We start from the raw sequence: 13,888 nt of genomic DNA on the forward strand, positions 1-13,888 counted from the left end.
TTCAATCCTTTTATCAGTGACGTCCAAAAACAGGGCGCTTACGATCAAATGTCCAGCCGGGGATCAGGTACTGCATCGGCCCCGCGTCGTTACGCGCGCCGCCTGGCAGTTTTTTATACGCCTCATGCGCGTGATGAACCTGATCCCAGTCAAGCTCAACGCCCAGCCCCGGTGCATCTGGTACGGCAATCTTGCCATTTTTGATTACCAGCGGTTCTTTCGTCAGGCGGGCTTCTCCCTCCTGCCAAATCCAGTGGGTATCAATGGCGGTCGGGTTGCCCGGAGCCGCCGCGCCAACGTGCGTAAACATCGCCAGCGAAATGTCGAAATGGTTGTTGGAGTGACAACCCCAGGTCAGTCCCCAGTCGTCGCAGAGCTGTGCGACGCGAACGGCACCTGAGAGTGTCCAGAAATGCGGGTCCGCCAGCGGAATATCGACCGCGTTCAGCATCACCGCATGGCCCATTTCACGCCAGTTGGTGGCGATCATATTGGTGGCCACCGGTAAACCGGTGGCACGCCGGAATTCCGCCATCACTTCACGACCGGAGAAGCCCTGCTCGGCCCCGCACGGGTCCTCCGCGTAGGTCAACACGTCGTCCAGCCCTTTGCATAAGGCAATGGCCTCATCCAGCAGCCATGCACCGTTCGGATCCACCGTGATGCGCGCATCCGGGAAGCGTTTTTTGAGCGCGCGGGCAGTTTCAATCTCCTGCTCGCCGGGCAATACGCCGCCTTTCAGCTTGAAATCTTTAAATCCGTAGCGATCCTGCGCGGCTTCCGCCAGCCGAACCACCGCCTCACCGGAACGTGCCTCCTGGTGACGCAGGTGATACCACTCATGGTCGCCAGGGGAATGCGCCAGATAAGGCAGGTCGGTTTTATTGCGATCGCCAACGTAAAACAGATAACCGAGCACCGTCACCGCGTCGCGCTGTTTTCCTGGCCCCAGCAGTTCGCAGACCGGGACCTTCAGCGCCTTACCCAGTAAATCAAGCAGCGCAGCCTCTAGCGCGGCGACAGCGTTGACGCGCAGTTCGAATGTCCAGGCGCCTTTGCCGAACGTATCAAAGTCTGCCGACTGATTGCCCTTGTGCACCCGCTGCACCACGTTATTGAGGCGAGCTACCTCTTTCCCGACGACCAGCGGAATGGCGTCTACCAGCGTCTGGTGGATAACCTCGCCACCCGGCGCTTCTCCAACGCCGGTGTGGCCCGCGGAGTCCGTCAGCACCACGATATTACGGGTAAACCAGGCGTTATGTGCGCCACCGATGTTGAGCAGCATACTGTCCTGTCCGGCCACCGGAATGACCTTCATGTCGGTAATCACCGGGCTTGATTGAGTCGTCATCAGCCGCGCTCCACTACAGGTTTAAGTTCCACGCGCTTGATATCACCCACCAGAACCAGGTAGCTCAGGACCGCCACCAGCGCGTGTACGCCAACATAAATCAGCGCGCCGTTGAAGGAGCCGGTGGTTCCCACGATGTAGCCGATGGCAATGGGGGTCACAATCCCGGAGATGTTGCCAAACATATTGAACAGTCCACCGCTCAGGCCGCTGATCTCTTTCGGTGCGGTATCCGCCATGACCGCCCAGCCGAGGGCACCGATCCCTTTACCGAAGAAGGCCATCGCCATAAAGCCAATAATCATCCACTCAGCGCTGACGTAGTTACAGAACACCATGGTCATGGAGAGCAGCATACCGAGCACAATCGGCGTTTTACGCGCGATATTCAAAGAGCCTGTACGACGCATCAGCCAGTCGGAAATCACGCCCCCCAGCACGCCCCCTACAAAACCGCAGATAGCCGGGACTGAGGCCACAAAGCCCGCTTTCAGGATCGACATCCCGCGTGCCTGCACCAGGTAAACCGGGAACCAGGTGATGAAGAAGTAGGTTAAGGCGTTAATGCAATACTGGCCCAGATAGATGCCGATCATCATGCGCGAGCCGACGAGCTGTTTGATCTGCGCCCATTTCTGGCTGAACGGCACTTTTGCTTTTGCCGATTTCTGATCCATGTTGATCAGCGCCCCGCCTTCAGCAATGTACTCCAGCTCTTTTTTATTCACGCCGGGATGCTGGTTCGGTTCATGGATCACTTTCAGCCAGACGAAGCTAATGATGATCCCAAGCCCACCCATAAAGAAGAAGACATGTGACCAGCCCACTTCATGCGTCAGCCAGCCCATAATGGGTGCAAAGATCACCGTCGCAAAGTATTGCGCAGAGTTAAAAATTGCTACCGCCGTTCCCCTCTCCTGCGCCGGGAACCACGCCGCCACAATACGGCTGTTACCGGGGAAGGAAGGTGCTTCGGCTAAGCCCACCAGGAAGCGCAGGGTGAAGAGCGCAACGATGATGCCAAATCCGTTGAACACATCGACGAAGCCCTGCAACAGGGTAAATGCCGACCAGATGAAGATGGACCAGAAATAGACGCGTTTGGAGCCAAAACGATCAAGCAGCCAGCCGCCAGGAATTTGGCCGATAACGTAGGCCCATGAAAATGCGGAGAAAACGTAGCCCATGCCAACCGGATCAAGACCGATGTCTTTTGCCATTTCAGAACCGGCAATCGACAGCGTGGCACGGTCACCATAGTTAAAGGATGTGACGATAAACAGCATCACCACTATCCAGTAGCGCGCATTTGTGCGCTTCTCAGCGCTGCTCGCCGCGTGGCTTAATGTACTCATTGTTGCACTCCTGAATCCAGGCTCTCGCCAGTTCATTCTGTACAGCACCGGTAGGGTAACCAGAATGAGGGTTAGTATTTGGCAGTTTTGGTACGGCTTGATGCCGTTTTATAGTGCGCACTGCCTTTTTGATGACTGACCGGAAAAGTATAGGGAGAAGTGCCTCTGTCCCTCACCGTGCATGAACACAACATTGAGGGGTCAATGAGAAGTTGTTTGGGGCATAAGCCCAAAGCAGTGGAAGGTAGTTCACGGAATTCGCCGGAAGGCGGGAGAAAAGCAAAACGGTAACCGACGTTACCGTTTTGTGTTTGCGCTCGCGCCACGTGGGCACGGGGGTCCGGGTATGCGAAGGGCTGCCCGGCCAGAGGGTTATTTAAGCAGCGTTGCCCAGTGTTCAACCCACGGGTTCGATTCACTCTCTGGCTCAGGGTGTTCACCGGCATCAATCAGCAGCATCTCACCGACGCGTTGCGCGCTCTGTTCCTGCAAAAGCGCATCGAACTGCTTACCACCGCCGCAGAAATTGGCGTAAGAACTGTCGCCCAGAGCAATGATGCCGTAGTGAACATCCGGCTGATAGCCAAGCTGATCCTTGATTGCCTGGAAAAGCGGCACGATGCTGTCCGGCAGATCGCCCTGCCCGGTAGTGGAGGTAACCACAAGAATGTATTTATCTTTGTACTTTTCCCAGTCTGCCAGTTCCGGGTCTTCATAGACCGTGGCTTTATGGCCCTGACCTGCGAGTATCGCCTCAGCCTCTTCTGCTACCAGCAGCGAGTTGCCGTACATTGTGCCGACAAAAATGCCCACTTCAGCCATGATGTATTTCCTTGATTATTGCGCTTGCTGTTCATCCTGAACGTTGCCCGATACAAACTCAACCCTTTCATTTTCGGGGAGTTGCCCCAGCCAGCCAAACTGTGACAGGGCCTGCATCCAGACGTTGTCCAGCCCCGCATGGAGAGTCAGCGGTTCGCCGGTAAACGGGTGCATCAGGCTCAGTTCACTGGCATGCAGCATCAGGCGGTCGCAGCCAAAATGTTCGGCAGCACTGCGGTTCTGGCGCAAATCGCCGTGCTTGCTGTCACCGATAATCGGATGACGCAGATGTTTCAGGTGACGGCGGAGCTGGTGTTTGCGCCCGGTTTTGGGCAACAGCTCAACCAGACTGTAGCGGGTGGTCGGAAACTTGCTGGTTGCCACCGGCATTTCCGTGGTCGCCATGCCGCGGTAATCCGTCACGGCGGGCTGCGGGCCTTTGTCATCGCGGGCAAATTTATCGGCAATTTTGTCCAGCTCTTCCACCAGCGGATAATCGAGCGTGGCGCTCTCCGTCAGCCAGCCACGAACGATCGCGTGGTAGCGTTTCTGGATCTGGTGCTGTTCAAACTGCTGCGACAGCAGGCGGCCCGCTTCGCTGGAAAGCCCCATCAGCAACACACCGGAGGTTGGCCTGTCGAGACGATGAGCCGTAAAGACGTACTGACCAATCTGGTCGCGCACGGTTTGCATCACCACCACTTTTTCATCGCGGTCCAGCCAGCTTCGGTGCACCAGCCAGCCAGACGGTTTGTTTACCGCGACCAGCCACTCATCCTGATAGAGGATCTCAAGCGTCATGCATCTTCACCGGCAAACACAGCATCCAGCTTTTCCAGCTCAATCAGCATGACATCGCGCGCAGGGTGGGTCGCGTCCAGCGCCATTTCATAGTAAGGCGCAACAGCGAACGCCTGCGGCAGCGGGTGGCCACCGTCGAGCAGCGCGTGCATACGCGGAATTAATACCCACTGGAGCCATTCGAACGGTGCCAGCGTATCCAGACAGAACGGCTGAGTGCTTGCGAAGGCTTCTGGCTGCGGCGCGGTCTCCTGCCACAGCTGATGTTGGCGCAATAATGCCTCGATGGCGTGCAACCGGGCACGAACGCTATCGTGTTGCGTCATAGTAACCTCAACTGAAAAAGTGAACGGCGCGCAGCATAGCATTGCAGGAGACAGAAATAAAAAAAGGGAGCACTGTAAAAACAGTGCTCCCGGTTCGTTCCGCAGCAATCCAGCTACAATTCGTGCTCCCTGCTCATCCGTGACAACTTTTCCTGAAGCCCGAAGGCCTGGTCATCCTTCACCTTGTGCATCCTGCTCACATCGTCCTGATGTGTTTGTTTCATCCTGAAACGTCCTGGCCATCCTGACCCACCGACCATCCTGACCGGCTCTCATTCTCCCTTCCTGGAGGTGTCCCTTACGCATCCTGCGCGATCCTTTTGCTTCATCCTGAAGCCTTCCTGCAGCGTCATCCTGACGTGTTCCTGGTGAGAAACGCCATCATCCTGATGTTCGTTTCTCGTGTCGGCGTCCTGTCGACACAACTAGAATCCGCTATTCTGCTTCGTCTTACAACCCATGCTGGCAGCGCTGTAAGTCGTCCCGTGCCCCCCTGGACGCGGCGATACCTCATTAACATATTGAAAAATAGAGTAATGTTAATCTTAATTAAATAAGGTAATATTGAATGATCCAGCGATCTCTCACAACTCTGTAAGAGATCTCTCACACGCGCGATAGCATCGTGGATTACAGAAGTGGCTCAAGTCGGGTGAGGAATTCCGCAAGTGAGGGTGCGAGAGTCTCGCGATTGCGGGTACCGATGGTCTCTTTAACCACTTCACCAGACAGGTTGCAGACTGAGATAACGTCCAGTTCACTGTCCAGCGTGGCAATAAAGAGCGTCGGAGAAAGCTTAAGGCGCTTTTGCGTGACCAGATGACCAATCAGGTTTTCCTGAACACGCTGCAGATCGTCTTCACTCCAGGTCTGCAACAGCGTCAGCGTGATATCAGCAAATCGCGCAGGCATATCCCCTGCAAATTGCGTGGTATAAAACGCGTGAACCGCTGGTTGTACCACAATGTCCATTGCCCGTTCAACCGCATTTACATTTTGCTCACCCGTCGGGGGTTGCGGTTGCCAGATAACGTAATCATCCGGAGAAGAGATAATACATGGCGAAGGTACACCATATAAGTCAGTGCTTTGCGGCCATGTGCCGTGCGTTTCATGCCATGCATCGCAATAGCGGGTCGTGAAGGCAGTGAGGGCATTTGCAGTTTCGATGTCCACCGATTTCTCTCTTCTTGTAAGACAGGATAAACTCAGCCCATAAGTGTACCTGTAAAGTGGCTATGAAACATGTCTTACGAAAATCATCAGGCGTTAACGGGCTTAACGCTGGGTAAATCGACCGATTACCGCGACACCTACGATGCAGGCCTGCTGCAGGGCGTACCGCGCAGTCTGAATCGCGATCCTCTGGGCCTGCGCGCTGACGCGCTGCCGTTTGTTGGCGGTGATATCTGGACGCTCTACGAGCTTTCCTGGCTCAACGCCCGCGGTCTGCCGCAGGTCGCAGTGGGCCATGTTGAACTGGATTATGCCAGCCAGAACCTGGTGGAATCCAAAAGCTTTAAGCTCTATCTCAACAGCTTTAACCAGACCAAATTCGACAGTCAGGAAGAGGTTCAGCATACCCTGGAGCGGGATTTAAGCGCCTGCGCACAGGGCAAGGTGAGCGTGTCACTCTATCGTCTGAATGAGCTGGAAGGGCAGCCGGTTGCCCACTTCAACGGTACCTGCATCGACGATCAGGATATCGCAGTGGATAATTACGAATTCAGTACCGATTACCTCGAAAATGCGGCAAGCGGAAAGACCGTTGAAGAGACGCTGGTAAGTCATTTACTGAAATCCAACTGCCTGATCACCCATCAGCCGGACTGGGGCTCCGTGCAGATCCAGTATCGCGGTCCGAAGATTGACCGGGAAAAACTGCTGCGCTACCTGGTGTCGTTCCGCCATCACAACGAATTCCACGAGCAGTGCGTGGAGCGCATCTTTAATGATATTCAGCGTTTCTGTCATCCCGAAACGTTAAGCGTTTATGCGCGCTACACCCGCCGTGGTGGTCTGGATATCAATCCATGGCGCACCAACACGGACTTTGTGCCTGCCACCGGCCGTCTTGTACGCCAGTAACCTAAATATTTTCGCAATATGCGCGGTCTATTCCGCGCTTTAGGTTGTGAAACGTCGTAAGCCAGGGCTATTGTAATCAACAGGGAAAGACGATAATCGTCCCGTAAGGAGCTCACTTGATTACACATATTAGCCCTCTTGGCTCAATGGATATGTTGTCGCAGCTGGAAGTGGACATGCTTAAACGCACGGCCAGCAGCGATCTTTATCAATTGTTTCGTAACTGTTCACTTGCCGTACTGAACTCCGGAAGCCTGACCGACAACAGTAAAGAGCTGCTGTCCCGCTTCGAAAACTTTGATATCAACGTGCTGCGCCGCGAGCGTGGCGTGAAACTTGAAGTGATCAACCCGCCGGAAGAGGCCTTTGTGGACGGACGCATCATTCGCTCCCTTCAGGCCAACCTGTTTGCCGTGCTGCGTGACATCCTGTTTGTTAACGGGCAGATCCACAACGCAGGCCGCTTCCAGCATCTTGACCTGGAAAGCTCGGTACATATCACCAATCTGGTGTTCTCCATTTTACGTAACGCCCGCGCCCTGCACGTGGGCGAAGCCCCTAATATGGTCGTCTGCTGGGGTGGTCACTCGATTAACGAAACCGAATATCTCTATGCCCGTCGGGTGGGTAACCAACTCGGCCTGCGTGAGCTGAATATCTGTACCGGCTGCGGTCCCGGGGCGATGGAAGCGCCAATGAAAGGCGCGGCAGTGGGACACGCTCAGCAGCGTTACAAAGAAGGGCGCTTTATCGGCATGACCGAGCCGTCGATCATCGCCGCTGAGCCACCTAACCCGCTGGTTAACGAACTGATTATTATGCCGGATATCGAGAAGCGCCTTGAGGCGTTCGTCCGTATCGCCCACGGGATAATCATCTTCCCGGGCGGCGTGGGAACCGCAGAAGAGCTGCTCTACCTGCTGGGTATTCTGATGAATCCGGCTAACAAAGATCAGGTTCTGCCGTTGATCCTGACCGGGCCGAAAGAGAGCGCTGACTACTTCCGCGTACTGGACGAGTTTATCGTGCATACGCTGGGGGAAACCGCGCGTCGTCACTATCGCATCATCATTGACGATGCGGCAGAAGTGGCGCGTCAGATGAAAAAAGCGATGCCGCTGGTTAAAGAGAACCGTCGCGACACCGGAGATGCCTACAGCTTTAACTGGTCAATCCGCATCGCGCCGGACCTGCAGATCCCGTTCGAACCCTCGCACGAAAACATGGCCAACCTGAAACTGTACCCGGACCAGCCGGTAGAAGTCCTGGCTGCCGACCTGCGACGCGCCTTCTCCGGCATCGTGGCGGGTAACGTGAAAGAGATGGGTATCCGTGCTATCGAGAAGTATGGTCCGTATAAGATCCATGGCGATCGCGAAATGATGCGCCGCATGGATGACATGCTGCAGGGCTTTGTTGCCCAGCACCGCATGAAGCTACCCGGGTCAGCGTACATTCCTTGCTACGAAATCTGCACGTAACATTTTCACTCTCCTGATAAAAGCCGGGCCACGATGCTGTGGGGCCCGGCTTTTTTATTACCGAAACAACTCATAGATATTGCTTATACCTTTTACAAACTCTGACACCACGCAAACGATTACCTCGTTTTTACAACCGTAAATTATCAGCCTTAAACTAAATTACCTGCCAGAAAATCCTAAAAACCCATTTCTTTACAGCGTAAGACACCTATCTTCGCGGGTGCTCTTTTAGCTCACATGTTGTTGATGGTAGCCTTCGCGCCCGTAAATCCTATTCGATGTTTTTTTAATAGATAAATGGTCTAAAGATGCCCACATCAAAAGTGGATTATTGCAATTGGGATCGGGATCACTGATAGATTCATAACGAGAATGTATCTTTCCGCCCGCCAATAGTTACGGGCGAAAATTATTAAAAAACCGTCACTGAACGAATTTCATATTACCGTCAGGCATTTTTTCATCGGATTTGACTACAAACCTGACAATTTGCTTCCTCCAGGAGATACAGATGGAAACCACTCAAACCAGCACCGTTGCTTCGATTGAATCCCGAAGTGGTTGGCGCAAATCAGATACCATGTGGATGCTTGGCCTTTACGGCACAGCTATCGGCGCTGGTGTATTGTTCCTTCCTATTAACGCAGGCGTCGGCGGTCTGATTCCGCTGATCATCATGGCTATCATTGCCTTCCCGATGACCTACTTTGCGCACCGCGGCCTGACCCGCTTCGTGCTGTCCGGTAAAAATCCTGGCGAAGACATTACTGAAGTCGTTGAAGAACATTTCGGCGTGGGCGCAGGTAAACTGATTACCCTGCTCTACTTCTTCGCGATTTACCCTATTTTGCTGGTTTACAGCGTTGCAATCACTAACACCGTTGAAAGCTTCATGCTGCACCAGCTGCACATGACGCCACCACCGCGTGCCATTCTGTCTCTGATCCTGATTGTGGGCATGATGACCATTGTCCGTTTCGGTGAGCAGATGATCGTGAAAGCGATGAGCATCCTGGTGTTCCCGTTTGTGGCTGCACTGATGGTACTGGCGCTGTATCTGATTCCACAGTGGCACGGTGCCGCGCTGGAAACGCTCTCCCTTAGCAGCGCATCTGCGACCGGTAACGGCCTGCTGATGACCCTGTGGCTGGCGATCCCGGTGATGGTATTCTCCTTTAACCACTCACCGATCATCTCCTCCTTCGCCGTGGCGAAGCGTGAAGAGTACGGCGACGGTGCAGAGAAGAAGTGCTCCAGCATCCTGGCGCGTGCGCACATCATGATGGTGCTGACCGTTATGTTCTTCGTCTTCAGCTGTGTACTGAGCCTCTCCCCGGCGGATCTGGCGGCAGCGAAAGAGCAGAACATCACCATTCTGTCTTACCTGGCGAACCACTTTAACGCACCGGTCATCGCGTGGATGGCACCTATCATCGCGATCATCGCCATTACCAAATCCTTCCTCGGCCACTACCTGGGCGCACGTGAAGGCTTCAACGGTATGGTGATTAAATCTCTGCGCGGTAAAGGCAAGAGCATTGAAGTCAACAAACTGAACAAGATGACCGCGCTGTTCATGCTGGTCACCACCTGGGCAGTTGCCACGCTGAACCCAAGCATCCTGGGCATGATTGAAACCCTGGGCGGCCCGGTTATCGCGATGATTCTGTTCCTGATGCCGATGTACGCGATTCAGAAAGTACCTGCCATGCGCAAGTACAGCGGTCAGATTAGCAATATCTTCGTGGTTATCATGGGGCTTATCGCTATCTCCGCAATCTTCTACTCCCTGTACACCATGTTCTGATTATCACCCGCGCCGTCTCAGGACGGCGCACTCCTCCCCCTCTGACTGAAAGCAATGGACGCATCATGATTAGCGTATTCGATATTTTCAAAATCGGTATTGGTCCTTCCAGCTCTCACACCGTCGGACCAATGAAAGCCGGTAAGCAGTTCACGGATGACTTGATTGCGCGCGGCATTTTGCACGACGTAACCCGCGTGGTTGTCGATGTGTACGGCTCTCTCTCCCTGACAGGTAAGGGCCACCATACCGATATCGCCATTATCATGGGCCTGGCAGGAAACCTGCCGGATACCGTTGATATTGATGCGATCCCTGGTTTCATCCAGGACGTCAATACCCACGGTCGCCTGCTGCTGGCAAATGGCGAACATGAAGTGGAATTCCCGGTTGATCATTGCATGAATTTCCATGCAGACAACCTGTCACTGCACGAAAACGGAATGCGTATTACCGCACTGGCAGGCGACAAAGCGGTATACAGCCAGACTTACTACTCTATCGGCGGCGGGTTTATCGTCGACGAAGACCACTTTGGTGAAACCAGCACATCCTCCGTTGACGTGCCTTATCCGTACAAAACCGCGGCGGATCTTCAGCGTCACTGCCAGGAAACGGGTCTCTCCCTTTCCGGCCTGATGATGAAAAACGAGCTGGCCCTGCACAGCAAAGCGGAACTGGAGCAGCACTTCACCAACATCTGGGAAGTCATGCGCGGCGGTATCGAACGCGGGATCACTACCGAAGGTGTTCTGCCCGGTAAGCTTCGCGTACCACGCCGTGCGGCAGCGCTGCGTCGGATGCTCGTGAGCACCGACAAAACGACCACGGACCCCATGGCGGTCGTTGACTGGATCAATATGTTCGCGCTGGCGGTAAACGAAGAGAACGCTGCGGGTGGCCGCGTGGTGACAGCACCGACTAACGGCGCCTGCGGTATCGTTCCGGCGGTACTGGCGTACTACGACAAGTTTATCCGCGAAGTGAACGCGAACTCGCTGGCACGCTACCTGCTGGTCGCCAGTGCGATTGGTTCACTGTACAAGATGAACGCCTCCATTTCCGGTGCAGAAGTAGGCTGTCAGGGTGAAGTTGGCGTCGCCTGCTCCATGGCTGCGGCGGGTCTGGCAGAACTGCTGGGCGCAAGCCCGACACAGGTCTGTATTGCGGCTGAAATCGGCATGGAACATAACCTGGGACTGACCTGCGACCCGGTTGCCGGACAGGTACAGGTGCCTTGCATCGAGCGTAACGCCATCGCCTCCGTGAAGGCGGTCAACGCCGCACGTATGGCGCTGCGTCGTACCAGTGAACCGCGCGTTTGCCTCGATAAAGTTATCGAAACCATGTACGAAACAGGTAAAGATATGAACGCCAAATACCGCGAAACATCTCGCGGCGGCCTGGCGATGAAGATCGTGACCTGCGATTAAGCCTTTCAGGAAGCCTCGTTTTGCGAGGCTTCTTCCTGTTTTCCCCACCGCACATAGTTTCCCACCGCTGACAATGTTACCCTTCCCCCATTAAACAGAAGGGAGATTATCTGTGGCTGTTCATTTGCTTATCGTCGATGCGCTCAACCTTATTCGCCGGATCCATGCGGTGCAAGGTACGCCCTGTAAGGACACGTGTCTGCACGCGCTGGAGCAACTTATCCGCCATAGCGAACCGACCCATGTGGTTGCCGTTTTTGATGACGAAGCGCGTAACAGCGGCTGGCGACACCAGCGCCTTCCCGACTACAAGGCCGGGCGCGCACCAATGCCTGACGATTTGCATGCCGAAATGCCAGCCATTCGCGCCGCCTTTGAACAGCGCGGCGTTCCCTGCTGGGGAGCCCATGGCAATGAAGCCGATGATCTGGCCGCCACGTTAGCCGTCAAGGTCGCGAACGCCGGGCATCAGGCCACCATCGTCTCAACTGATAAAGGCTACTGCCAGCTGCTTTCGCCCACCGTCCGCATCCGCGATTACTTCCAGAAGCGCTGGCTTGATGCCCCCTTTATCACCAGTGAGTTTGGCGTCTCGCCGGAACAACTTCCTGACTACTGGGGGCTGGCCGGAATAAGCAGCTCGAAGGTTCCGGGAGTGGCAGGCATCGGGCCGAAGAGTGCCGCCCAACTGCTGACGGATTTTCAGAGTCTGGAAGGGATTTACGCCAGGCTGGACGAGGTCCCGGAAAAATGGCGCAAAAAGCTGGAGGCGCATAAAGAGATGGCCTTTATCTGCCGGGATGTGGCGACATTACAGACGGATTTACAGCTGGACGGGAACTTGCAGCAGTTGCGCTTAGAACGTTAAATCGTTTTCAGATGAATCGCCCGGCAAGCAAAACGCCACCGGGCAATGTAACGCGTATTATCGCTCGTCGCGACGTCCGCCGACAGCTGCCCACCAGCGACGAATGTGCACCGTCACTTCTTCGCGGTCGTGATACAGCTGGCGCGCCTGAATCTCCACGTTAATGCCGTGCTCATCCATTTGCGCCTGGATATAGGCCAGGTTTTGCGAGACTTCCTCATAGCGCTTTTTCATCGGCAGCTTGAGGTTAAAGATAGTCTCACGGCACCAGCCGTTCACCAGCCAGGAGGCCATCAGCGCGGCCACTTTTGCCGGTTTCTCAACCATATCGCACACCATCCAGGAGATGTTGTTGCGGGTGGGACGATAGCGGAAACCATCTTCACGCAGCCAGGTGACCTGTCCGGTATCCATCAGGCTCTGGGCCATCGGGCCGTTATCAACCGAAGAGACCCACATGTTGCGTTTCACCAGTTGATAGGTCCAGCCGCCCGGACACGCGCCGAGATCGACCGCGTACATGCCGTTCGCCAGACGCTCATCCCACTCATCCGCCGGGATAAACACGTGGAACGCCTCTTCCAGCTTCAGGGTAGAACGGCTTGGCGCATCTGAAGGGAATTTCAGACGCGGAATGCCCATGAAGAAGGGAGAGTTGTTGTTGGTGTAGGAGTAACCCGTATAGCAGCAGCCGGGGGCGATAAAGAATATATGCACCACCGGACGTTTTGGCGTTTCGTAGTTTGTCAGCACGCCTGCGTCACGCAGTGCAGCGCGCAGCGGTACGGTGAACTTACGGCAGAACTTCATCAGCTCTTTGCTTTCGTTGGTATCCGCGACTTCAACACGCAGCTCGCCACCCTTTTCCACGACGCCCTGCAGCATACCCACAACCGGCGTGATGCGGTCTTCCGGCGGAAGATCTTTGAGCAGTTCACCGGCGACAAACATCTGGCGAGCGAAGATCAGTGAGCTGAACGGCAGCTCACGCGCGAGTTTATCCGCATCCTCAGGCTGGTAGCACTCGAATACGACGTAGCCGGCATTTTCTTTAACGCGTGCAAAGCCAAAGACTTCGCGCTTCGCCGCTTTATCAGTAATTTCCGCGGCGCACTCTTTCTCAAACCCCGGGCGACAATATAAAACAACCTTATTCATGAACAACGCCCTTGCGTTTCAGACGGATGGCTCCGATAAACATTAATACCCAACCTGCCAGGAAGCTGACGCCGCCGACAGGTGTAACAAACGCCCACAGGCGTAAATGCGAAAGCGCCAGGCAGTACAGACTACCGCTGAACAACACGGTGCCTAACGCCAGGAATACGCTGCTCCAGTAAAACCAGATGCTGATGCGGCGCTGCATTGCCACCGCCAGCCCAAAAATCGCCAGCGTGTGGAATGCCTGGTATTCAAGGCCGGTCTGGATCCAGCCCATTTCTACCGCCCCCAACGACTTGCTTAATACATGTGCGCCAAAGGCGCCCAGTGCAACAAAAATAAAGCCACTCACCGCGGCAAAAATCAGCATGAATCGGCTGGTCATGTTT

The 13,888-nt window shown here is 54.9% G+C and carries 13 protein-coding genes; 5 read left to right on the forward strand and 8 right to left on the reverse strand.

Annotated features, from left to right (window positions below; all coding sequences use genetic code 11):
* Window positions 1–13: 13 nt before the first annotated feature.
* From ACMGG3_RS13725 to syd, 6 genes are all read right to left on the reverse strand, one after another.
* A complete protein-coding gene (locus ACMGG3_RS13725; protein ID WP_333177463.1) occupies window positions 14–1,354 on the reverse strand; it encodes an enolase C-terminal domain-like protein in 1,341 nt (446 codons plus the stop codon).
* The gene (locus ACMGG3_RS13730) at window positions 1,354–2,709 is read right to left on the reverse strand and encodes an MFS transporter (RefSeq protein WP_020883799.1); all 1,356 of its coding nucleotides are present in this window, start codon (window positions 2,707–2,709) and stop codon (window positions 1,354–1,356) included. The genes ACMGG3_RS13725 and ACMGG3_RS13730 overlap by 1 nt, the downstream gene beginning before the upstream one ends.
* 372 nt (window positions 2,710–3,081) lie before the next feature.
* Window positions 3,082–3,531, reverse strand: coding sequence for a flavodoxin (locus ACMGG3_RS13735; protein WP_014171421.1), 450 nt, complete (start codon window positions 3,529–3,531; stop codon window positions 3,082–3,084).
* A gap of 15 nt (window positions 3,532–3,546) precedes the next feature.
* Window positions 3,547–4,332 carry a tRNA pseudouridine(65) synthase TruC gene (truC, locus tag ACMGG3_RS13740; protein ID WP_414149251.1) on the reverse strand — a complete coding sequence of 262 codons (786 nt, stop codon included), beginning with the start codon at window positions 4,330–4,332 and terminating at the stop codon, window positions 3,547–3,549.
* The gene (locus ACMGG3_RS13745; RefSeq protein ID WP_032678877.1) at window positions 4,329–4,658 is read right to left on the reverse strand and encodes a YqcC family protein; all 330 of its coding nucleotides are present in this window, start codon (window positions 4,656–4,658) and stop codon (window positions 4,329–4,331) included. Before ACMGG3_RS13745 ends, truC begins: the two co-directional genes overlap by 4 nt.
* Before the next feature lie 630 nt (window positions 4,659–5,288).
* On the reverse strand, window positions 5,289–5,834 hold the full coding sequence (gene syd, locus ACMGG3_RS13750) for a SecY-interacting protein (protein ID WP_020883796.1): 546 nt from the start codon (window positions 5,832–5,834) through the stop codon (window positions 5,289–5,291).
* A 69-nt stretch (window positions 5,835–5,903) separates the two neighbouring features.
* Between syd and queF the strand changes: the two genes are divergently transcribed.
* The 5 genes from queF to xni all read left to right on the forward strand — a co-directional run bounded on the left by queF (window position 5,904) and on the right by xni (window position 12,338).
* Window positions 5,904–6,746, forward strand: coding sequence for an NADPH-dependent 7-cyano-7-deazaguanine reductase QueF (gene queF, locus ACMGG3_RS13755; RefSeq protein ID WP_014171427.1), 843 nt, complete (start codon window positions 5,904–5,906; stop codon window positions 6,744–6,746).
* A 116-nt stretch (window positions 6,747–6,862) separates the two neighbouring features.
* On the forward strand, window positions 6,863–8,227 hold the full coding sequence (ppnN, locus tag ACMGG3_RS13760) for a nucleotide 5'-monophosphate nucleosidase PpnN (RefSeq protein WP_032680379.1): 1,365 nt from the start codon (window positions 6,863–6,865) through the stop codon (window positions 8,225–8,227).
* 514 nt (window positions 8,228–8,741) lie between these two features.
* Window positions 8,742–10,037, forward strand: a complete 1,296-nt coding sequence (locus ACMGG3_RS13765) for an HAAAP family serine/threonine permease (RefSeq protein ID WP_020883794.1) — start codon at window positions 8,742–8,744, stop codon at window positions 10,035–10,037.
* Between the two features lie 65 nt (window positions 10,038–10,102).
* Window positions 10,103–11,470, forward strand: coding sequence for an L-serine ammonia-lyase (locus ACMGG3_RS13770; protein WP_414149252.1), 1,368 nt, complete (start codon window positions 10,103–10,105; stop codon window positions 11,468–11,470).
* 112 nt (window positions 11,471–11,582) lie between these two features.
* The gene (gene xni / locus ACMGG3_RS13775; RefSeq protein ID WP_414149253.1) at window positions 11,583–12,338 is read left to right on the forward strand and encodes a flap endonuclease Xni; all 756 of its coding nucleotides are present in this window, start codon (window positions 11,583–11,585) and stop codon (window positions 12,336–12,338) included.
* A 57-nt stretch (window positions 12,339–12,395) separates the two neighbouring features.
* On the opposite strand, the gene rlmM is transcribed toward xni, so the two are convergent.
* Both rlmM and ACMGG3_RS13785 read right to left on the reverse strand, forming a co-directional pair.
* Window positions 12,396–13,496, reverse strand: a complete 1,101-nt coding sequence (gene rlmM / locus ACMGG3_RS13780) for a 23S rRNA (cytidine(2498)-2'-O)-methyltransferase RlmM (protein WP_020883791.1) — start codon at window positions 13,494–13,496, stop codon at window positions 12,396–12,398.
* Window positions 13,489–13,884 carry a DUF423 domain-containing protein gene (locus ACMGG3_RS13785; protein ID WP_008499646.1) on the reverse strand — a complete coding sequence of 132 codons (396 nt, stop codon included), beginning with the start codon at window positions 13,882–13,884 and terminating at the stop codon, window positions 13,489–13,491. Before ACMGG3_RS13785 ends, rlmM begins: the two co-directional genes overlap by 8 nt.
* Between the last annotated feature and the right edge of the window lie 4 nt (window positions 13,885–13,888).

The organism is Enterobacter sp. BNK-18 (assembly GCF_047456135.1).
GTDB classification, from domain to species: Bacteria; Pseudomonadota; Gammaproteobacteria; order Enterobacterales; family Enterobacteriaceae; genus Enterobacter; species Enterobacter ludwigii.